Consider the following 21616-nt stretch of genomic DNA (forward strand, 5'->3'; position numbering starts at 1 on the left):
ACACTCTCCCCACGAAAGCACCCGCCTCATGTCCCGCGATCTGCGTAATATCGCCATCATCGCCCACGTCGACCATGGCAAGACCACGCTCGTCGACCAGCTTTTCCGCCAGTCCGGCACCTTCCGCGAGAACCAGCGCGTCGAAGAACGCGCGATGGACTCGGGCGACCTGGAAAAGGAGCGGGGCATCACGATCCTCGCCAAATGCACCAGCGTCGAGTGGGGCCACGACGGCACCAACACCCGCATCAACATCGTCGACACCCCTGGCCACGCCGACTTCGGCGCCGAGGTGGAGCGCATCCTGTCGATGGTCGACGGGGTGATCCTGCTGGTCGATGCCGCCGAAGGCCCGATGCCGCAGACCAAGTTCGTCACCGGCAAGGCGCTGGCGCTCGGCCTCAAGCCGATCGTCGTCGTCAACAAGATCGACCGTCCCGATGGCCGCCACGCCGAAGTGCTCGACGAGGTGTTCGAACTGTTCCTCACGCTCGACGCGAACGACGAGCAGCTCGATTTCCCCGTGCTCTACGCCAGCGGCCGCGACGGCTATTCCAGCTCCGACCCCGAAGCGCGCTCGGGCACGCTCGATCCGCTGTTCGAACAGGTCGTCGCGCATGTCCCCTCGCCCGGGCTCGATCCCGATGGCCCGTTCAGCTTCCTCACGACGCTACTCGACCGCGACAATTTCATGGGCCGCGTGCTCACCGGCCGGATCCAGTCCGGTACCGTCCGCGTCAACGACCCGATCCACGCGATCGACGTCGAGGGCAAGGTCGTCGAGGTCGGCCGCGCCACCAAGCTGATGAGCTTCGACGGGCTCGACCGCGTCCCCGTCGAAACCGCGCAGGCGGGCGACATCATCGCGCTCGCCGGGCTCGAGAAGGCGACCGTTTCGAACACCATCGCCGATCCTTCCGTCAAGGAACCGATCCCCGCGCAGCCGATCGATCCGCCCACGCTGGCGATGCGCTTCAGCGTCAACGACAGCCCGCTGGCCGGCCGCGAAGGTTCCAAGGTCACCAGCCGCATGATCCGCGACCGCCTGCTGCGCGAAGCGGAAACCAATGTCGCGATCCGGGTTACCGAAGCCGCCGACAAGGACAGCTTCGAAGTCGCGGGCCGCGGCGAATTGCAGCTCGGCGTGCTCATCGAGACGATGCGCCGCGAAGGCTTCGAGCTCGGCATCAGCCGCCCGCGCGTGCTCTTCCAGGAGGAAGACGGCAAGCGGCTCGAGCCCTATGAAACCGTCGTCATCGATGTCGATGACGAGCATTCGGGCACCGTCGTCGAGAAGATGCAGCGCCGCAAGGCCGAGCTGACCGAGATGCGCCCGAGCGGCAGCGGCAAGACCCGCATCACCTTCTCGGCGCCCAGCCGCGGGCTGATCGGCTATCATGGCGAATTCCTGTCCGACACGCGCGGCACGGGCATCATGAACCGCCTGTTCGAGAAATACGGACCCTACAAGGGTGCGGTCGGTGGGCGCCAGAACGGCGTGCTGCTGTCCAATTCCTCCGGCGAGGCCACCGCCTATGCGCTGTTCGCTCTCGAGGAACGCGGCGAATTGTTCATCGGCGCGGGCGAGAAGATCTACGAGGGCATCATCATCGGCGAGAACGCCAAGCCCGAGGATCTCGAGGTCAACCCGCTCAAGTCCAAGCAGCTGACCAACTTCCGCTCGACCGGCAAGGATGACGCGATCCGCCTTACCCCGCCGCGCGCGATGACGCTGGAACAGGCGATCGCCTATATCGACGATGACGAGATGGTCGAGGTGACCCCGCAGACGATCCGCCTGCGCAAGGCGATCCTCGATCCCAACGAGCGCAAGAAAGCCAAGCGCAAGGGCGGCTGACGCGCTTCAGGCGGTCAGCGCCTGTTCGCCCAGCACCAGCGCCGCATAAAGCAGCGTGCCGCCCGCGAAGGGGAGGAAATAGCTTTTCCTCTCCTCGGGCAGCTCCTCCTTGAGCACCACCAGCACGATGGCGCCGGCGACGAAAGCGAACAGCCCGCCGATGGCGATCTCGGGCACCGAGACCTGCGTCCCGAGGACCCACCCCCCGAGAGTCGCCGCGCACAGCGCCCAGCGCCCTTGACTGTCGTAGAGTTCGGGATGGTCGACCCGCGTGCCGAAATCGGCGGTCACGAAATGCAGCGTCATGGCGAAGAAATACAGCGCCAGGCCGGCCAGGCTCGCATCTTCGCGATGGTTGAGCAGATAGCCGATCACGAAGATCAACAGGCTGCTGGCGGCGATATGCAGCCAGAACACGCTGCTCTCGGGCCGGTCCCCGTCGCCGCGTTCGCCGCGTTCGCTCCGGCTGCGTTTCAACGCCCGCTCAGTGCCGTAGAAGACCGCCAGGCCGATCATCGCCAGCCCATAGACCGCGCTTTCGGCCCTCACCGCCTCGAGGCCCGTCGCGCGGCGGAAGGTGCCGACATGCGCTCCGAGCTCGGGCAGCATGTGAAGGAAGACATAGGCCACCGCCACGCCGCCGGCAAAACTGAGCCAGCGGCTGCGCGGGTTGCGGTCGAGGAACCGCAGCCGTCCGACCAACAGGTGGACCAGGCAGAATGCCACGGCCATGAGACCGGTGAACAGGGTGAGCGAGGCGGTCAAATCCGCCTGGCTCCCGAAATCGAAGTATTACAGCATCGTCTCATGCCCGGACGATAGACGCCGCCTTCCCGCATGGCGAGAGGACGGCGTCTGTCGAGCTGGCGGTCAGATCCGGCCGGTGATCTGGATCCCGTAGAAGCGCGGTTCGGCCGGAATGAAGGTCGGAATGCCGAAGGCTCCGCCGGTGTTGCCCGCGTCGAGCAGGTATTCTTCATCGGCAGCGTTGCGAATGAAGCCGGCAATCTCGAGCCGATCCTCGGCAAAACTCACCCCGGCGCGGGCGTTCAACAGCGTTACCGGTCCCTGCGAGATCAGCGGATCGTTGGGGACCTGGAAGAAGATGCGGCTGCGATAGGTGATCGACGGCGTCGCGAAGATGCGCATCCCGTTGCCGAGCGGCGCATCCACGGTAAAGCCGGCCGCAGCCTGCCATTCGGGCTGGAGCCGGAACCGCGCACCCGAGAACTGCGGGGCGAAATTGTTGCCTTCGTCGATGCCGCCATCGATATAACCGACATTGCCAAACAGGCTTAGCCAGTCGGTCGGATCGACCGCCAGCTCCGCCTCGACGCCGAGGTTGCTCGCGGTGCCAGCGCTTTCCGTGCGGGAGCTGCCGTCGTCCTGAATCACCGTGACCTGGAAGCCGTCGTACTTCTGGTAATAGACGCCGAGCGATCCCGAGACGATGCCGGAGCCGAACTTCAGCCCGCCCTCGTAGTTCCACACGGTCTCTTCCGGGACGAGCTGCAAGTTCGGTACGGGAACACCGCCAACGCGGGCAGCGCTAAGCTGCACGACTGGCGAACGACGGCCCTTCGACACCGTCGCGAAGACGTTGAGATCGTCGGTCACGCGATAGAGCACGTTGAAACGGGGCAGGACGGCGGAAAAGCTGCCGTCCGCCGTGAAGGTCTGGCCGGCCGTATCGATCTGCCCCGGGATCAGCGGCGCGCCGCTCAGCACCGAATTGGGAACATTGGTCGTATAGCCCGACCGGCGCTCCTCGATCAGCAGCCGCGCGCCCGCCGTCAGTTCGAGCCGATCCACGGGGATCCAGGTGACATCGGCGAAGACCGAATAGCTGTCGTTCTTGCCCTGGTTTTCGAACACCGAACTGTAGGGAATGGCGGTGGCCGCGCCGCCGGTCGCCAGACCGGTCACCAGGCTGGCCGGGACGCTGCCATCGGGGCCGACGCAAGGGATGCCGGGAATCAGCGGACGAGGCGTGGCCACCGTGGTCAAACACTGGAGAAAGGTGCCTTCCTCGGTCGAAAAAGGCACGTTCTGGAGATTGTCTTCGGTGAAAAAGTTCCAACCGAAGGAGGCGCGCCACGAGGGGTCGACATAGGAGAAGCGCCCTTCATGGCTGAACTGCCAGCCTGTGGCGATTTCCGCGAATTCCAGGAACGGTGCGGGGCCGCCATCGGCGTCGAAAACCTCGGCGCTGTCGAATTCGCGGTAGCCGTTGACCGTGGTGAAGGTCCAGCTGTCGTCGAAGGCGTATTCAGCGGTGAGGTTCACATCGTAGATCTCGCGGTTGAGGCCCAGCTGGCTGTTGCCCAGCGCCGCTTCGGAATAGGGCGACCCGCCCAGAAAGGCGTCGCCGTAGAAGTCGGGGGCGCCAGCGGGGGTCGGGAAAGTCCCCGAGATGAATGGCGTGCCGCCGTTGCGCTGGCGGTCGAAGGTGCCGATCAGGTCGAGGGTGAAATCGGCGGTAGGGGCGTAGCGCAGCGATGCGCGGACGCCGAGATTGTCCTGCGAATAGAGCTCTTCTTCCTGGCTGGGGGCGAGGTTTTCGACATAGCCATCGCGGGTGCGCCATTCGAAGGCGATCCGGCCCGCGAGCACGTCCGAGCCGGCGTTGACATAGCCCGACAGCAGCGTCTGGTCGTAATTGCCGTAGCCGCCGGTCAGTTCGGCGGAAAAGCCTTCGCGCGGGCGCGCCGAGACGAGGCTGATCGCACCGACCGCGGAGGCGGTGCCGAACAGCGTGGCTTGCGGACCCTTGATCACCTCGACCCGGTCGAGATCGTAGATCGCCTGATACGATCCGCGCGAACGCGAGATATCGACGCCGTTGTAATAGAGCGTGACGCGCGGACCCTGCTGCGAAGAACCCGAGTCCGAGGTAATCCCGCGAATAACGATGCCGGGATTGTTGGCGCTTTGCTCCTGGATGTTGAGCCCGGGAATGTAGTTGGACAATTCGTCGAGATCGGTAACGCCGAGCTCGCTGATCCGGTCGCCGCTGAGCGCCGAAATGGTGATCGGCACGTCGACGGCGCGCTGCTCGATCTTCTGCGCGGTGACAATGATCTCATTGCCGCGGACGGGCTCTTCCTCGGCTGGCACCAGCGGCTGGGCGGCGGATTGCGCGAAGGCGGGTGCGAAGGGAACAAGCGCGGTGGTCGCGGCGAGCAGGGTGAGAGCGGAACGTCTGGCAATCATTGTCGAAGAGCCTTTTCATTGGAGCGTCGCAGCGCCTCTGCGCTGCTCCGATGACAGGGCCACGACATTTATGTTGCGGTGCAGTGAAAACGGGTCGCGCCGGCAAGCCTCCATCGCTGCGGCGCTTTCGGGACGCTACGGCAGAGCGGATTCCGCAGCCTCTACGATGCCTTGAAATGTACTTCTAGCCGTGATCTCAGCAAGCCAGCCTCGTACGAAACAGTCTTGTTCTCAGAGACTTGCGTGGATGGTCCGGCAATCGAAGCGGCGCGCCACATGTCATCATTCCGCAACCGGCGCAGCGACCGGCGAATGCCTTCGAGCGGCACGAGTGGCAATTGTGCGCCGCCTTTGTTAATCGCCTGTCCATGCAAACCGGAACCCTGATCACCCTCGCCCTCTATTTCATCCTGATGATCGGCATCGGGCTGTTCGCCTGGAAGCGCTCGACCGATACCAGCGAAGGCTATCTGCTGGCCGGGCGCAACCTGCCACCAGCAGTTGCCGCGCTCTCTGCCGGAGCCTCCGACATGTCGGGCTGGCTGCTGCTCGGCCTGCCCGGCGCGCTGTTCGCCGCCGGTCTGGTCGAAGCCTGGATCGGCATCGGCCTGTTCCTGGGTGCGGTGGCGAACTGGTACATCGTCGCGCCGCGGCTGCGCCGACAGACCGAGGAAGTGGGCAATGCGCTGACCATTCCCCAGTTCCTCGCCAATCGCTTCCCCGACAAGGCGGTGGTGCTGCGCGTCATCAGCGCGATCGTCATCGTGGCCTTCTTTACCGTCTACACCGCGGCCGGGCTGGTCGGCGGCGGCAAGCTGTTCGAAACCGCCTTCGCCGAATTGCTGCCCGGCGTGGGCATGAGCGATTACATGCTGGGGATCTGGATCACCGCCGGGGTGGTTCTGGCCTACACCATGGTCGGCGGCTTTCTCGCGGTCAGCCTGACCGATTTCGTCCAGGGCTGCATCATGGTTGTCGCGCTGGTGCTGATGCCGCTGGTGGTGATTTTCGGCGATGGCGGCAGCGGCGGCACATCGCTGGCCGAGGTGCCGGTGGAAGGCTTCCTCAGCCTGACCGAGGGCCTGACGCTGCTGGGCTTCATCAGCGCGGTGACCTGGGGGCTGGGCTATTTCGGCCAGCCGCATATCATCGTGCGCTTCATGGCCATCCGCAGCATCGAGGAAGTGCCGGCGGCGCGCAATATCGGGCTGGTGTGGATGGCGGTGGCACTGGTCGGTTCGCTGGGCGTGGGCCTGGCGGGCCGCGCCTACGCCAACCGCAACGGCTTGGTGATCGAGGATCCCGAGACGATCTTCATCGTCCTTTCCGAGCTGCTGTTCCACCCGCTGGTGACCGGCTTCCTGCTCGCGGCGCTGCTGGCCGCGATCATGAGCACCATCAGCTCGCAGCTGCTGGTCTCATCCAGCTCGCTGACCGAGGATTTCTACCGCCTGTTCCTGCGCAAAAACGCCAGCGAACGCGAGGCGGTCAATGTCGGCCGGGTCTGCGTCGCGCTGGTGGCGATAGCAGCGATCATCATCGCCGCGGATCCCGAAAGCCAAGTGCTCGGACTGGTCGCCAACGCCTGGGCCGGGTTCGGCGCGGCCTTCGGCCCGCTGATCCTGCTGGCGCTGACCTGGGACCGGATGACCGGTGCGGGCGCGGTCGCTGGGCTGGTGGTCGGCGCGGGTGTGGTCGCCCTGTGGATCGCGCTTGGGTTCAACGCCGACTTCATCGGTGGCCAGGGGCTTTACGAGATCGTCCCCGGCTTCATCGCCAGCTGGCTCGCGATTGTGTTAGTCAGCAAGGCAACGCAGTCTACGGGCGCCGCCTAAACTCTGGAGAGAACATGATCAGACCCCACACGCTGCTGGCCGGCATCGCCGCCCTCGCGCTGACTGCCACATTCGGACAGGCGCAGGACGTCGAGGGCGCCCCGTCGATCGAGCAGCAGATCGGCGCAGGTGGCCGTCCGGTTGGCGCCAACTGGTCGCGCAGCCCGGTGATCGCCGAGCATGGCATGGCCGCCACCGCGCATCCGCTGGCGACACAGGTCGCGCTCGACATCCTCAAGGCTGGCGGCAGCGCGGTCGATGCGGCGATCGCCGCCAATGCCGCGCTGGGATTGATGGAGCCGACCGGCAATGGCATCGGCGGCGACCTGTTCGCGATTATCTACGACCCCAAGACCGACCGGCTCTACGGCATCAACGGTTCGGGCCGTTCGCCCAGGGACCAGACGCTCGCGCAATTGCGCGCCAAACTGGATGGTGCGGAGGCGCTGCCCCCGGTCGGTCCGCTCCCGGTTACCATCCCGGGCACCGTCGATGCCTGGTTCGCCATGCACGAGCGGTTCGGAAAGCTGGCGATGAGCGACATCCTCGCCCCCACCGTGCGCTATGCCCGCGAAGGCCATCCGGTCGCACCGGTCATCGCGATGTATCTCGACCGCAGCCTGCGCTCCTTCGAGTCGCGGCAGGAAAGCGTTCCGTTCGATTTCGCCAATGCGCGGGCCACCTGGTTCGCCGATGGCACCGCGCCCGAAGCGGGCGAGATCTTCCGCAATCCCGATCTCGCCGCAACGCTCGAAACCATCGGCCGCGAAGGGCGCGACGTCTTTTACGAAGGCGAACTGGCGCAGGTCATGGTCGAGTACCTGCAGTCGCAGGGTTCGGCCTACACGCTGGAGGATTTCGCCGCGCATGACAGCGAGTGGGTCGATCCGGCCTGCGCGCTCTATCGCAACGGTTACGAATTGTGCGAGCTGCCGCCCAACAGCCAGGGCTTCGCGGCGCTGCAGATGGTCAATATCCTCAAGCATGTCGACCTTGCCGAATGGGAGCGCGGCAGCCCCGAGGTGATCCATTACATCACCGAGGCCAAGCGGCTCGCCTATGCCGATGTCGCGCGTTTTTACGCCGACCCCGACTTCGCCACCCTCCCCGCCGAGCTCCTGACCGAGGAATACGGACGCGAACGCTTCGCGCTGATCGATCCGGCACGCGCCACTGCCGAATTCGGCCCCGGCGAACCCAAGCTCGAGGGCGAAGGCGACACGACCTATCTGACCGTGGTCGACGGGGACGGGATGATGGTCAGCCTGATCCAGTCCAATTACCGCGGCATGGGAGGCGGGCTCACCCCCGACGGTCTGGGCTTCATGTTCCAGGACCGCGGCGAGCTCTACAGCCTCGATCCCGCGCATCCCAACGCCTACGAGCCGGGCAAGCGCCCCTTCCAGACCATCATCCCGGCCTTCGTGAAGAAGGACGGCAAGCCGTGGATGACGCTGGGGCTGATGGGCGGCGGGATGCAGCCGCAGGGCCATGTCCAGGTGCTGATCAACATGGTCGATTACGGGATGAACCTGCAGGAAGCGGGCGATGCGGCGCGGATCAATCACGATGGCGGCCGCCAGCCTACCGAGGCGCTGAGCGGGCCTGCCGCCGATCCGCTTGGCACGCTGTTCGTCGAACCGGGGATTCCGGCAGCCACGGTCGAGCGGCTGCGCGCGATGGGGCACGCGGTCGAAGTGGTCGACAACGGCATCATGTTTGGCGGCTATCAGGCGATTGCCCGCGATCCCGAAACCGGGGTGCTGACCGGCGCGACCGAGATGCGCAAGGATGGCCAGGCGAGCGGCTACTGAGGATCGAAGCGATGGCGAAGGTGACTGGACTGGGCGGGGTCTTTTACGTCGTGAAGGACCCGGAAGCGACGCGGCACTGGTATCGCGAGGTGCTCGGGCTCGATGGCGAATACGGGCCGCAGTTGATGTGGTCGGAAGAGACCAAGGATCAGCCCTACTCGCTCGTCAGCCATTTCAAGGACGCAGACTACATCAAGCCCGGCGTCGGCGGCTTCATGATCAACCTGCGCGTCGACGATTGCGACGGCATGGTCGCGCAGCTTAAGGACAAGGGCGTCGATATCCTCGACAGCGCCGACGAGGGCTACGGCAAATTCGCCTGGCTGCTCGATCCCGACGGCATCAAGATCGAGCTGTGGGAGCAATGCGCGGCTCCCGACGCCTAGCACGCTCGCGAATTCCCCCGCTTTAGGGCAGCGTTAAGCATGGCCGCGTTAGGGTGCGCGCATGCGGCTGTTCTTGTGGTTCCTCGCGATCATCGCTCTCGGCGGCTGTTCCGCCGTCCCGCAGTCGCGCGAGCCCGACCGGCCCGGCGCGCGTGGAGCATCGAACAGCGCAGCGTCGATCCGTCCCGAAGCCGCGCAATGCCTCACCGAACTGGCGCGCACCGGCTCGCGCTATTCTTCCCTCCCCGATCGCTATGAAGGCGCCGGTTGCCAGATCTCCAACAGCGTCAGGCTCGACCGGTTGCAGGGCGACGAGGACGGTTTCGCGCTCTCCAACCTGGGTCCGGTCGCCTGTCCGCTGGCGAGCACATTTGCCGGCTGGGCGCGTTTCGGTGTCGATCGCGCGGCGCGCCAGATGCTCGGTAGCCCGCTCGAGCGGATCGAGACCATGGGCAGCTATTCCTGCCGCAATGTCGCGGGGACCGGGCGTCTGTCGGCCCACGCCCGCGCGGAAGCGATCGACATCGGCGCCTTCGTGCTCGCCGACGGGCGGCGGATCAGCGTGATCGACGGATGGTCGTCACGGGACCGCGACGAACAGGCGTTCCTGCGCGTGATCCATCGCAGCGCCTGCAAGCGCTTCGGAACCGTGCTGGGTCCGGACTACAACGCCGCGCATCGCGACCATCTGCATGTCGAGCTGGGAAGCGGGAGCTTCTGCCGCTGACCGGAGCTGCGGCGAATTAATCGCCTTCGTAATCGCCGAAAAAGCTGTAATCGGGCAGCGAGTGGAACGCGGTGCGCAGCGCGTCGCTCCAGCTGGTCGAAATCGCCTGGAAATACGGATCGTCATGCGCGATCCGGCGCTGGTGGGTTACCTCGAACTGGTCGCGCTCGATGACCATCAGATCGAGCGGCAGGCCGACCGAGAGATTGGCCTTGAGCGTGGAATCGAACGACACCGTCAGCAGCTTGACCGCATCCTCCATGCTCATCGAGCGATCATAGCCGCGCAGGATGATCGGGCGCCCGTATTTGGTTTCCCCGATCTGGAAGAAAGGCGTGTCGGCGCTGGCCTCGATGAAATTGCCTTCGGGATAGACCATGAACAACCGCGGCTCCATCCCGGCGATCTGTCCGGCGACGATGATCGAAGCGGTGAAGCGGCCCTTGCCGCGCTCGCCATTGGTGCGCTGGCGGTCGGCGATGGTTTCGCGCACCAGCTTGCCGATCTCGCTCGCCACCTGGAACATGGTCGGCGATTGCAGCAGCACATTGTCGCGCTGGTCGGGTTCCTTGGTACGCTCTTCGAGCTGGCTGACCACGGCCTGGGTGGTAGCCAGATTGCCAGCGGTCATCACGGTGATGATCCGGTCGCCCGGCACCTGCCAGTGGAACATCTTGCGAAACACGGAAATGTTGTCGACCCCCGAATTGGTGCGGGTGTCGCTCATCAGGACGAGACCCTTCTCGACGATCATTCCCACGCAATATGTCATGCATTCTCCCTATTGTTTTACCTGGCGCTATTGTTGGACCTGGCGCTGGGCCACCGCGACCTCGACCTGCAGTTCCTGCGAGGCGTTGCCGAAGGTAATTCCGGTGATCGGCGCGGCATCGCGGTAATCGCGCCCGGTGGCAACCCGCACATAGCGCTGGTCGGGGCTGATGCCGTTGGAAATGTCGAACCCGACCCAGCCCAGACCCTCGACAAAGGCTTCGGCCCAGCCATGGGTCGCGTCCTGCTCGATGCGGTCGTCCATCATCAGATAGCCACTGACGTAGCGCGCGGGGATATCGAGCGCGCGGGCGGCACCAATGAAGATCTGCGCATGATCCTGGCATACGCCATGACCTTCGCTGAGCGATTGTTCGGCGGGGGTGTTCACATCGGTGGTGCCGATTTCGTAGCTCACCGCATCGATAATCTGCGCCGAGAGCGTGTGGAGCATGTCGAGCGGCTGCTGGCCTTCCGCGCGGACGCTCTCGATCAATGCCTTCATCTTGGGACCCGGCTTGGTCCGCGGGGTCTGGCCGCAGAAGCTCCATAGCGGCAGGTGGCCGGCGTGGTGGCCGATGACCCCGGCATGGTCCGAGGTGTCGACCTCGCCGCTGCAGGTCACCGTGACCTCGCGCGCGCCGCCTTCCACGGCCACCAGCGTCACCCGGTTGTGATGCTGGTCGTCGTAGGTCAGTTCTTCATGCGCGTGTTCGAATTCCATGTTCCAGGCGAGGATTTCCTGACCCTGCGTGGCCTTGGGCGTCAGCCGGAGGCGCTGGAGCGCGTGGACGACCGGTTCGGAGAAGCGATAGCGGGTGGTGTGGCGGATATCGAGGCGCATCAGGCAAGGAACCTGTAATCTTGGCCGATCGCCTGCGCGATCGACGAGTTGGCGGCGGTGAAGTCGGTCAGGAACTTGTGCAGCCCCTTGTCGAAGACGTCTTCGATCGAGAGACCCGAAAGCCGAATGTCGGATTCGCGCATGAGTTCGTTGCTTGTGCCTTCGATGCCATGGATGCGCGCCAGCGCGGCGAGGTTTTCGCGCAAGGCGGCGTGCGAATAGGCCAGGCTGCGCGGGAAGCGCTCGTCCAGCACGAGGAAGCTGACGATCCCGCGCGCGTCGATCTGCCCGGCGTTGAGCCAGCGATAGGCGCTGTCGCCCGAGACCGAGCGCAGCACCATGTCCCACTGTCCGGTGTCCATGCTCGACCCGACATAGGAGAGCGAGGGCAGCAGCAGGTAGTATTTGATGTCCATGATGCGGGCGATGTTGTCGGCGCGTTCGATGAAAGTCCCGGCGCGGGCGAAATGGAAACCTTCCTCGCGCAGCATCGAACCCAGCACCGCGCCATGCGCCAGCGTGCCTGCGCGGCGCACCGCGGTGAGAACCTCGCCTACGCGCTGCTCGCCGACCGGGCGTGCGAGCATGTCCTTGATCTGCAGCCAGCTGTCGTTAACCGCTTCCCAGACCTCGCTGGTGATGGCACTGCGCGCCTCGCGCGCATTGGAGCGGATTTGCTGGAAGGTGTTGAGGACGCTGGCGGAACTGTCCTTGTCGCGCAGGATATAGTTCCAGGCCTGCATGCCGGTGTAGGTGGCGTTCTTGGCCTCGTAGCCCCGGCGATGGCCGGCGGTCTCGATGACCGAGCGCCACTCCTCCTCCGCGCTGACCGAATCGCGGGTGAGCGCCATGCGCAAACCGGCGTCGAGCAGACGCGCAGTGTTCTCGGCCCGCTCGAGATAGCGGAACATCCAGAAGAGCGAATTGGCGGTTCTTCCCAGCATCAGTCTTTCAACACCCAAGTGTCCTTGGTGCCCCCACCCTGGCTCGAATTGACGACCAGAGACCCCGGCTTCATCGCCACACGGGTCAGCCCGCCCGGCGTGATGTCGACCTTGTCAGGCGAGACCAGCACAAAGGGACGCAGATCGAGATGGCGCGGTGCGAGGCCGCGATTGGTGAAGATCGGACAGGTCGACAGCGCCAGCGTCGGCTGCGCGATATAGCCTTCGGGATTGGCGCGCAGCTTGGCGGCGAAATCGCTCAACTCGCGCTTGTTCGCGGCGGGGCCGATCAGCATCCCGTAACCACCCGAACCGTGGACTTCCTTGACCACCAGCTCGGACAGATTGTCGAGTACATAGGCCAGACTGTCCGGATCCGAACAGCGCCAGGTCTGGACATTGGGCAGCAGCGGTTTCTCGCCGGTGTAGAATTCGACGATCTCGGGCATGAAGGAATAGATTGCCTTGTCGTCGGCGACCCCGGTGCCCGGTGCGTTGGCGATGGTAACCCGGCCGGCGCGATAGACATCCATGATGCCCGGTACGCCCAGCACGCTGTCGGGGTTGAAGCTCAATGGATCGAGGAATTCGTCGTCGACCCGGCGATAGATCACGTCGATCGGCTTGTAGCCCCAGGTGGTGCGCATCGCGACGCGGCCATCGACGACGCGCAGGTCGCGGCCCTCGACCAGTTCGGCGCCCATCTGCTCGGCGAGGAAGGCGTGTTCGAAATAGGCGGAGTTGAAGATGCCCGGCGTGAGCACCGCCACCACCGGCTTGCCCTCGGCGCAATCGGGCGCGCAGGCGGCCAGGCTCTTGGCGAGGCGACGCGGATAGTTGGAAACGCTTTCGACCGGCACCCGCATGAACAGTTCGGGGAACATCGCCATCATCGTCTCGCGGTTCTCCAGCATGTAGGAGACCCCGCTGGGCGTGCGGGCGTTGTCTTCGAGCACGAAGAATTCGTCCGGTCCGGTGCGGACCAGGTCGATGCCGACGATATGGGTGTAGATTCCGCCCGGCGGGGTGAAGCCGACCATATGCGGCAGCCAGGCGGAATTGTTGCGGAACAGGTGCTCGGGCACCCGTCCGGCGCGGATGATTTCCTGGCGGTGATAGAGATCGTGCATGAAGGCGTTGAGCGCGGAGACCCGTTGCTCGATGCCCTTGGTCAGCTTGCGCCATTCATGCGCGGTGATGATCCGCGGGACCATGTCGAAGGGGATGAGCCGCTCTTCGGCCTCGTCCTCACCATAGACGTTGAAGGTGATGCCGGTGCGCCGGAAGGCATGTTCGGCATCGCGGTGCTTGCGTTTGAGGAAAGATTTTTCCTGCTCGCCATACCACGCCTGATAACCCGAATAGGCATCGCGCACACTGCCGTCGGGCTTGTGCATCTCGTCGAAAAATTCGCCTGCTGCCATGTTTCCCCAAAAATGCTTCGCCCGAGCCTTGAATGGCCGGGGTCCGAAGCGTTCGTTCCTGTCATAGCAACAAAGGTCTAGACAGCTTCAAGTTCCCCGAGCACGGTTCTAATGACTTCGGGCGAGTGCACAAAGCCCATATGCGTGCAGCGCACACCGATCGCCCGATCGCGCTCGCCGACCTTGCCGCGCGCGCAGCGCGGATGGACAACGCCATCGCGCGGGCTCCACAGCGCCACGGTCTCGCAGGGCGGCTTCCTCGCTGGTTCCGCATCGAATTCGGGCTCGTCGACGCGGTGTCCGGCAATCGCCTGGTAGGCCCGCCAGCCATTGTTGGCGCGCGGACTGCCCGAAAAGGGCGAGCCCAGCGTGATGATCTTGGCGACCTTGTCGGGATGCAGCTTGGCAAGTTCGCGCGCCATCACGCCGCCCAGGCTCCAGCCGACCAGAACAATCGGTTCGCCGGCGCGCTCGAACAGATCGAGCAAGCGGTGTTCGACTTCGGCAAAGCGCTTGGCGGTAGCTCCGAAATTGTAGCCCACGCCCCAGCGCTTGGCGGTGTGACCCGCCTTCTCCAGCATGTGCGCCATATAGCGCATGCGGATCGGATGCGCGCCGAAGCCGGGCAGCAGCATGACGGTACGCGGGCGTTCGCTTGGACTGATCTCGAGCTTGCGGAACAGCCGCCGGAACGGTTCGAAGACCCAGCCCAGTTCGCGCAGCAGCAACAGCGCTCGTGGCGAACGCACGTCGTCCGGGCTCGGCTCGCTTGCCAGCGCCCAGCGGCGCGCAAGCTCCGCCCGGCTCCAGCCAGTGGCAATCTTTGCATCGAGGGGCCGGGTTGCCATCATATTGTCATAAGTCGCCATCCTGCATGAATGCCGTATGAGGGACATCGGTTCCACGCCCGACCGAACCTTCTACTGGCAGTCACCCACACGCTCGTGCGTCGCCTTCATCCGCAACGTCGAATCGCCCATCCCCGCCATGTCGCCGGTCATGGTCATGTTCATCACGGAGGAAGTCGGGGTCGCGGTTCCGTTCATCGCCATCTGGATGGCGTTGGACTGCTCGCCCGTACACACCATCAGCGCATCGATCTCGCCACCATCGACATCGAAGCGTTCGAAGGTGCAGTCGCCATCCTGCGACTGGCGCGCCATTTCCTCGTAGCCCTTGTCGACATCGGCCTGGGTCAGGCAATATTCGTGCGATTGCCCGTCCATCATCTGGCGCAGCATCGCGCCGGCTCCCTCGGGTGCGCCGGGGATATCGACTTCGAGCACTTCCATGACCGCGCGATACTGGCCCGGCTGCGGCTGGACCGTATCGCGCGCCCGCTCGGCCACTTCGGCCTTGCTCAAGCCGCCAGTGGTCGCCTCGACTGGATTCGCGCTGTCGGGTTCGGCTTCGCTGCATCCGATCAGTGCAACGAGGGCAAGCGGGGCGGCGAGGACCAACAACTGCATGACGAAACTCTCCCTAATAACCGATTGGCTGCTGCCCAACCTGCACACCAACGCGGCGCTTGCCAAGCTCCCGTTGTTCCGCACTGTTTTCAGCGCCCGTTGATCGGCGCACCCGCCCGCCCCATATCGACGCGCATGGCCGAACTCGTAATCCGCCGGGGACTCGACGAACCCGATACCACCGGGGACTTCGTTCCCCACAAACCCGCGCGGCCCGAGAAATCGATGCCGGGGCGGCGGTTCGAGCTGATTTCGCAATACAGCCCCGCGGGCGACCAGCCGACCGCGATCGAGGAGCTGGTCGGCGCGGTCGAGCAGGGCGAGCAGACGCAAGTGCTGCTGGGGGTCACCGGCAGTGGCAAGACCTACACCATGGCGCAGGTGATCGAGCGCGTGCAGCGCCCGGCACTGATCCTTGCGCCCAACAAGATTCTGGCCGCGCAGCTCTATGGCGAGTTCAAGAGCTTCTTTCCCAACAATGCGGTCGAGTATTTCGTCAGCTATTACGACTATTACCAGCCCGAGGCCTATGTCCCGCGCTCGGACACCTATATCGAGAAGGAAAGCTCGGTGAACGAGGCGATCGACCGGATGCGCCACTCGGCCACCCGCGCGCTGCTCGAGCGCGACGACGTGATCATCGTCGCCTCGGTGTCCTGCCTCTACGGGATCGGTTCGGTCGAGACCTATTCGGCGATGATCTTCGATCTCAAGAAGGGCGAGAGCGTCGACCAGCGCGAGCTGATCCGCAAGCTGGTCGCGCTGCAATACAAGCGCAACGATGTCGCCTTCGCGCGCGGCAATTTCCGCGTCCGGGGCGACAGTCTGGAAATCTACCCCTCGCATTACGAGGACATCGCCTGGCGGATCGGTTTCTTCGGCGACGAAATCGAGGAAATTAGCGAGTTCGACCCGCTCAGCGGCAAAAAGGGCGCAAGCCTCGAGAAGGTCCGCGTCTACGCCAATTCGCACTATGTGACGCCCGGCCCGACGATGAAGCAGGCCGCCGAGGCGATCCGCTTCGAGCTGACCGAGCGGCTCAAGGAACTGCACGCCGAAGGACAGTTGCTCGAGGCCCAAAGGCTCGAACAGCGAACCAATTTCGATCTCGAGATGATCGCCGCCACCGGCAGCTGCAACGGAATCGAGAATTACAGCCGCTTCCTGACCGGTCGCCTGCCCGGTGAACCGCCGCCGACGCTGTTCGAATATCTGCCCGAAAACGCGCTGCTGTTCGTCGACGAGAGCCACCAGACGGTGCCGCAGGTCGGCGCGATGGCGAAGGGCGATCACCGCCGCAAGATCACGCTGGCCGAATACGGCTTCCGCCTGCCAAGCTGCATCGACAACCGCCCGCTGCGCTTCAACGAATGGGATGCGATGCGTCCGCAGACCGTCGCGGTCTCGGCCACTCCCGGTACCTGGGAAATGGAGCAGACCGGCGGCGTCTTCGCCGAACAGGTGATCCGCCCCACCGGGCTGATCGATCCCCCGGTCGAAATCCGCCCGGTCGAGGACCAGGTGCAGGACTGCATCGACCAGTGTCTCAAGACCGCCAAACAGGGCTATCGCACGCTGGTCACCACGCTGACCAAGCGGATGGCCGAGGATCTCACCGAATTCATGCACGAGCAGGGCGTGCGGGTGCGCTACATGCATTCCGACGTCGAGACGCTCGAGCGGATCGAGCTGATCCGCGACCTGCGGCTTGGTGTCTACGACGTGCTCATCGGCATCAACCTGCTGCGCGAAGGGCTCGATATTCCCGAATGCGGGCTGGTGGCGATCCTCGATGCCGACAAGGAAGGCTTCCTGCGTTCGGAAACCTCGCTGATCCAGACCATCGGCCGCGCGGCGCGCAATGTCGACGGAAGGGTGATCCTTTATGCCGACCGCATCACCGGTTCGATGGAGCGCGCGATCGCCGAGACCGATCGCCGCCGCGAGAAGCAGCGCGAATACAATGTCGAACACGGCATCACCCCGACCACGATCAAGCGTGACATCGCCGATATCGTCGCGCACAGCGCGGCGCAGGACGGGGTGACGGTCGACACCGGCGATCCCGCGGTCAACAACCTCGTCGGCCACAATCTGCGCGGCTATATCGAGGATTTGGAAAAGCGGATGCGCAACGCCGCAGCCAATCTCGAGTTCGAGGAGGCCGGACGGCTGCGTGACGAAATCCGGCGGCTCGAAAACGACGAACTCGGCCTGCCCGATGGCGAAAAGAAGGCACCGCAAGTCGGTCGTTCGAACGAGGGCAAGCCGGGCACCCGCAAGATGCGCTATGGGAAGACCACCTACAAGAAGATGGGCGGAAAGCCGTAATTTTAGATTGTTGCTTGCCGCCGCTTGCAAAGCCTCGGCCGGCACCGCGAACCATGCGATCGATCAGGTGGTGAGGGCCTGCAGCTGACAGGACTTGCCCAAGCGCGGGGTGATCGCATAGCTACGCCAATGCGCTCCATCACCGTCATGTGTCTTACCGCCGTTCCCCTGCTCGCGCTTGCTTCCTGCAAGCCGCCCGCCGCCGACGACTACGTCGCGCGGGTCGGGCTGGAAGCGCAGTCGGGGCCATCCGAGCCCCAGGCATCTCCCGACACCGAGGATGCGCAGTGGGTCGTCAGTAGAGAGCCCGGGCGCATAATCTATGGCAATCCCGGCGAAACGCCGCTGCTGGCGCTGGCCTGCGTCGAAGGGACCGGAGGCGCGGAGATCGCCTTTGAACGGATCGTCGCCGCCGACCCCGACGCCAAGGCCATCCTCGCGCTGATCGGCAATTCGCATGTCACAAGGCTGTTCGTCGATGCCGAGAAAACCGGGGATGACTGGCGCTGGCGCGGGGCGACGCGCGCCGACGATCCCGCGCTCGAAGTGCTCACCGGACCGCGTCAGGTGGAAGCCACGGTGCCCGGTGCGGGCAGCGTGATCCTCAACTCCAGCAGCCTGCCGCGCGAATTGATCAACCGCTGCCGGGCGCAGGGTCGCGGACAGCCGCCGGAGACTATTGCGGCAGCCCCACCAGCAGATCCGGCGTGAGTACCTGCGGCAAGGTCTGCGCTTCGCCGCCCGGCGGATACCACAGATAGAGCGGCACGCCCGCGGCGCCCTGCTTGGTCAGGAACCGCGCGATCTCCTCGTCGCGTCGCGTCCAGTCGCCGCGCAGGGTGATGACGCCCGCCGCTTCGAACGCCGCGCGCACCGCTTCGCGCTCGATCGCGGCGCTTTCGTTGACCTTGCAGGTCACGCACCAGTCGGCGGTGAACCAGACGAACGCCGGTTGCCCGGTGGCGCGGGCCTCGGCCAGCGCAGCCTCGCTGAATTCGCGCGGGTCGTGGATGCTTTCCGACGCCTGCGTCGGAATTGCGTATTGGCCCGGTAGCAGCATCGCGAGGCCGGCCATTGCCGCCAGCGCAACCAGCACGCCTGACACCCGAAACTTGCCTGCGCGGCGCGCGAACAGCACCGCAAGCAACAGCACCGCGCCCGCCGCCAGCCCCAGCGCCGTGAGCGCATAGCCGGCTCCCGCCATCCGCCACAGCAGCCAGACCAGCGCCAGCGCGGTGAGCGCCATCGGCAGCGCCATCCAACGGCGGAAGGTCACCATCCACGGCCCCGGCCGGGGCAGCGCGCGGCGCAGCGAGGGCACGAAGCCGAGCAGCAGGAAGGGTAGCGCCAGCCCCACGCCCAGCGCCGCGAACAGAGCCAGCGCCTGCGCCACCGGCAGCAGCAGCGCCGCGCCCATCGCCGCCGCCATGAACGGCCCGGTGCAGGGCGTCGCGACGAAGGCGGCGAGCAGACCGGTGCCAAAGCTGCTCGCCCCGCCCTTGCCGCCGCGCATGACGAGGCCGGGCAATTCGAAGGCGCCGGCGAAATTGGCAGTGATCGCTGCGGCGAGCACCAGCAGCGCGACAACCACCGCGGGCTCCTGAAGCTGGAACGCCCAGCCGACCTGTTCTCCGGCTGCGCGCAAGGCCAGCAGCAGCGCTCCAAGCGCGAGGCAGGCGAGCACCACCCCCAGAGTGTAGAACAGCGCATCGCGCCGCGCCGCGCCCTCGTCACCACCCGCCTTGGCGAGCGAGAGCGCCTTGAGGCTGAGGATCGGAAAGACGCAGGGCATGATGTTGAGCAGCAGCCCGCCGATGAGCGCGCCCAGAAGCGCCAGCCAGACCGAGGGCAGTTCGTCCGCAGCCAGCGCGAGCGCAGTCCCAGACGCCGGCACCGCACCCGGCTCCGCGGTGAAACGCACGCCCTCGCCCTCGCCGAAGGACAGGATACCGGAGAGGGTCGCGGGAACCGTGCCGCGACCCAGCGGGATTTCGGCGATCAACCGGTCGCCGTCGCGGAAGAAGGCTTGGGTCGCGGTATAATCGACCAGGTCGGGCTCGCCGACAAAGACATGCGGCGCGCCCAGATCGAGCGCGGCGGGCAAGGGAAGAGCGATCCGCAGAAGCTTGTTCTCGATCGCAAAGCTGCCCTCGCGGTCGAGCAGCGGCGCGATCGCCGCGCGCCAGCGGTCGAAGCGCGGGTCGCGCGCGATACTGGAGGGATCGAGCGACAGCCGCGCTTGCTGCGGCACGCAGATGGTGTCGGTGCAGGCGAGATAATCCGCCTCTACCGAGATTGCGGGCATTTCCCCGACCGCCGCCCCTGCAGGCACGCGGACCGGCACCAGCACCGTGTAAGGTCCTTCGTAGATGTGATTCATCAGCCCCGAGATCACCAGCCGCTCGGGCACCGGATAGAGCGGCTCGCCCGCTTCCCACCCCTCGGGCAGCTGCCAGTCGAGCTCCATCCCGTAACCGGCATCGCCGGGATTGCGCCAATAGCCGTGCCATTCCTCGGCTACCGGCGTGAAATGCAGCGCGAGCGTCCATTCCTCGCCCGGCACCGCCGGCCCTTCGGCGAACAGCTCGGCGCGCATCGTGTTCTCGCGCGCGTCCTGCGCCAGCGCAGCGGACGCGAACAGCACGGCGCAGGCGCATAACGCAAGCAGGCTTCGCAACCCGTTCAACATCCTTGCCTCGATCACGCGACAGCCTCTAGGACGAGGCACCGCTCCGCGCAACGAGGTGACGACGAACGCCATGGCCGATACTCCTGACACAACCACCAGCCGCGACCTGCTTATCCTGGGCGGCGGGCTGGTGGGGATGACGCTGGCGCTGGCCGCCGCGCGCAAGGGCCTGACCAGCCATGTTGTCGATCGCGCCGACCCGGCGGAGCTCACCGCCGAAGGCTTCGATGGCCGCGCCTCGGCGATCAGCACCGCGAGCTGGCGCCTGTTCCGCCATATCGGGCTGCAGGACGCGCTCGAACCCTTCGGCTGCGCCATCGCCTCGATCGCGGTGACCGACCAGATGAAACCCGGGCGGATCGATTTCGCGCCCGAACCGAACGAGGGCACGCTGGGGCGGATGTTCGCCAACCGCCAACTGCGGCTCGCGCTGTTCGAAGCCGCGCGCGACGAGCCGCTGATTGCCTGGCATTCCCGCGCCGAGATCGTCGATCGCACCCGCGACGAGCATGGCGTCAGTGCGACTCTGGCCGACGGGACCAGGCTCGAGGCCAGCCTGATGGTGGCCGCCGAGGGCCGCGGCTCGCCGACGCGCGAGGATGCCGGGATCCCGATCGCGCAATGGCAATACGACCACCGCGCGGTGGTCGCCGGGCTGACCCACGAGAAGCCGCACGGCAATGTGGCATGGGAAATCTTCTACCCCGCCGGTCCCTTCGCGTTGCTGCCGCTGCTCGACGGTCCCGATGGCGCGCATCGCAGCGCGCTGGTGTGGACGGTGGACGAGAAGGACGCCGCGGGCACGCTCAAGCTTGGCGACCGGGCGTTCCTCGCCGAAGTCGGGAAGCGTATGGGCGGCATGTTCGGCGCCATCACCGGCGTCGGCCCGCGCGCGTCCTGGCCGCTCGGCTTCCATCACACCGCCACAATCACCGACACGCGGCTCGCGCTGATCGGCGATGCCGCGCATGGCATCCACCCGATCGCCGGACAGGGCTTGAACCTGGGCCTGCGCGATGTCGGCGCGCTGGTCGAAGTGCTCGACGAAGGGCTGCGGCTGGGGCTCGAACCCGGCGATGCGCAATTGCTGGCGCGCTACGAGCGCTGGCGCGGGCTCGACAGCTTTACCGTGGCGTTGGCGACCGATGGCCTCACTCGCCTGTTCGGCCTGCCGGGCAAGCCCGCGAGCGCAATGCGCCGGCTCGGCATGGCTGGCGTGCAGCGGATGCCGATGCTCAAACGCTGGTTCATGGACGAAGCGCGCGGGATTAGCGGCGACCTGCCCGATTTGCTGCGCGCCTGACGGAAAGG

17 protein-coding genes are annotated in these 21616 nt (G+C 65.5%); 8 read left to right on the forward strand and 9 right to left on the reverse strand.

Going from position 1 to position 21616, the window contains the following annotated elements; translation table 11 throughout:
• Positions 1 to 28: 28 nt before the first annotated feature.
• Positions 29 to 1858 (forward strand): translational GTPase TypA, encoded by a 1830-nt coding sequence (gene typA, locus ACWIKC_RS09645; protein WP_454597290.1) that lies wholly within the window; start codon positions 29 to 31, stop codon positions 1856 to 1858.
• A 6-nt stretch (positions 1859 to 1864) separates the two neighbouring features.
• On the opposite strand, the gene ACWIKC_RS09650 is transcribed toward typA, so the two are convergent.
• Complete coding sequence (locus tag ACWIKC_RS09650) at positions 1865 to 2623, reverse strand: hypothetical protein (protein ID WP_454597291.1); 759 nt, start codon at positions 2621 to 2623, stop codon at positions 1865 to 1867.
• A gap of 105 nt (positions 2624 to 2728) precedes the next feature.
• Entirely contained in the window at positions 2729 to 5071 is a 2343-nt protein-coding gene (locus ACWIKC_RS09655; RefSeq protein ID WP_454597292.1) for a TonB-dependent receptor, read from the reverse strand.
• 368 nt (positions 5072 to 5439) lie between these two features.
• On the opposite strand from ACWIKC_RS09655, the gene putP reads away from it, so the two are divergent.
• The 4 genes from putP to ACWIKC_RS09675 all read left to right on the forward strand — a co-directional run bounded on the left by putP (position 5440) and on the right by ACWIKC_RS09675 (position 9833).
• Positions 5440 to 6906 (forward strand): sodium/proline symporter PutP, encoded by a 1467-nt coding sequence (gene putP / locus ACWIKC_RS09660; protein WP_454597293.1) that lies wholly within the window; start codon positions 5440 to 5442, stop codon positions 6904 to 6906.
• Positions 6907 to 6920: 14 nt separating this feature from the next.
• Positions 6921 to 8720, forward strand: coding sequence for a gamma-glutamyltransferase (gene ggt, locus ACWIKC_RS09665; protein ID WP_454597294.1), 1800 nt, complete (start codon positions 6921 to 6923; stop codon positions 8718 to 8720).
• A gap of 11 nt (positions 8721 to 8731) precedes the next feature.
• Positions 8732 to 9106, forward strand: a complete 375-nt coding sequence (locus ACWIKC_RS09670; protein WP_454597295.1) for a VOC family protein — start codon at positions 8732 to 8734, stop codon at positions 9104 to 9106.
• Positions 9107 to 9167: 61 nt separating this feature from the next.
• A complete protein-coding gene (locus tag ACWIKC_RS09675) occupies positions 9168 to 9833 on the forward strand; it encodes an extensin-like domain-containing protein (RefSeq protein ID WP_454597296.1) in 666 nt (221 codons plus the stop codon).
• 16 nt (positions 9834 to 9849) lie between these two features.
• Here ACWIKC_RS09675 and ACWIKC_RS09680 read toward each other — a convergent pair whose 3' ends face one another.
• The 6 genes from ACWIKC_RS09680 to ACWIKC_RS09705 form a co-directional block, all read right to left on the reverse strand.
• A complete protein-coding gene (locus ACWIKC_RS09680; protein ID WP_454597297.1) occupies positions 9850 to 10605 on the reverse strand; it encodes a peptidase in 756 nt (251 codons plus the stop codon).
• A 27-nt stretch (positions 10606 to 10632) separates the two neighbouring features.
• Complete coding sequence (locus ACWIKC_RS09685) at positions 10633 to 11448, reverse strand: transglutaminase family protein (RefSeq protein ID WP_454597298.1); 816 nt, start codon at positions 11446 to 11448, stop codon at positions 10633 to 10635.
• Positions 11448 to 12392, reverse strand: coding sequence for an alpha-E domain-containing protein (locus ACWIKC_RS09690; RefSeq protein WP_454597299.1), 945 nt, complete (start codon positions 12390 to 12392; stop codon positions 11448 to 11450). The genes ACWIKC_RS09685 and ACWIKC_RS09690 overlap by 1 nt, the downstream gene beginning before the upstream one ends.
• Complete coding sequence (locus ACWIKC_RS09695) at positions 12392 to 13816, reverse strand: circularly permuted type 2 ATP-grasp protein (RefSeq protein WP_454597300.1); 1425 nt, start codon at positions 13814 to 13816, stop codon at positions 12392 to 12394. Before ACWIKC_RS09695 ends, ACWIKC_RS09690 begins: the two co-directional genes overlap by 1 nt.
• Positions 13817 to 13893: 77 nt before the next feature.
• Positions 13894 to 14664: an esterase/lipase family protein gene (locus ACWIKC_RS09700; RefSeq protein WP_454597301.1), complete on the reverse strand. Its 771-nt coding sequence runs from the start codon at positions 14662 to 14664 to the stop codon at positions 13894 to 13896.
• Between the two features lie 72 nt (positions 14665 to 14736).
• Positions 14737 to 15285: a DUF3617 domain-containing protein gene (locus tag ACWIKC_RS09705; protein ID WP_454597302.1), complete on the reverse strand. Its 549-nt coding sequence runs from the start codon at positions 15283 to 15285 to the stop codon at positions 14737 to 14739.
• 135 nt (positions 15286 to 15420) lie between these two features.
• Between ACWIKC_RS09705 and uvrB the strand changes: the two genes are divergently transcribed.
• Positions 15421 to 17616 (forward strand): excinuclease ABC subunit UvrB, encoded by a 2196-nt coding sequence (gene uvrB, locus ACWIKC_RS09710; RefSeq protein WP_454597303.1) that lies wholly within the window; start codon positions 15421 to 15423, stop codon positions 17614 to 17616.
• Between the two features lie 129 nt (positions 17617 to 17745).
• Complete coding sequence (locus tag ACWIKC_RS09715) at positions 17746 to 18327, forward strand: hypothetical protein (RefSeq protein ID WP_454597304.1); 582 nt, start codon at positions 17746 to 17748, stop codon at positions 18325 to 18327.
• Here the strand turns inward: ACWIKC_RS09715 and ACWIKC_RS09720 are convergent.
• A complete protein-coding gene (locus ACWIKC_RS09720) occupies positions 18293 to 20305 on the reverse strand; it encodes a protein-disulfide reductase DsbD family protein (RefSeq protein WP_454599479.1) in 2013 nt (670 codons plus the stop codon). The two genes, ACWIKC_RS09715 and ACWIKC_RS09720, sit on opposite strands and share 35 nt — an antisense overlap.
• A gap of 70 nt (positions 20306 to 20375) precedes the next feature.
• On the opposite strand from ACWIKC_RS09720, the gene ACWIKC_RS09725 reads away from it, so the two are divergent.
• Positions 20376 to 21608: an FAD-dependent monooxygenase gene (locus ACWIKC_RS09725; RefSeq protein WP_454597305.1), complete on the forward strand. Its 1233-nt coding sequence runs from the start codon at positions 20376 to 20378 to the stop codon at positions 21606 to 21608.
• Positions 21609 to 21616 lie beyond the last annotated feature (8 nt).

The organism is Qipengyuania sp. SM2507 (genome assembly GCF_053714505.1).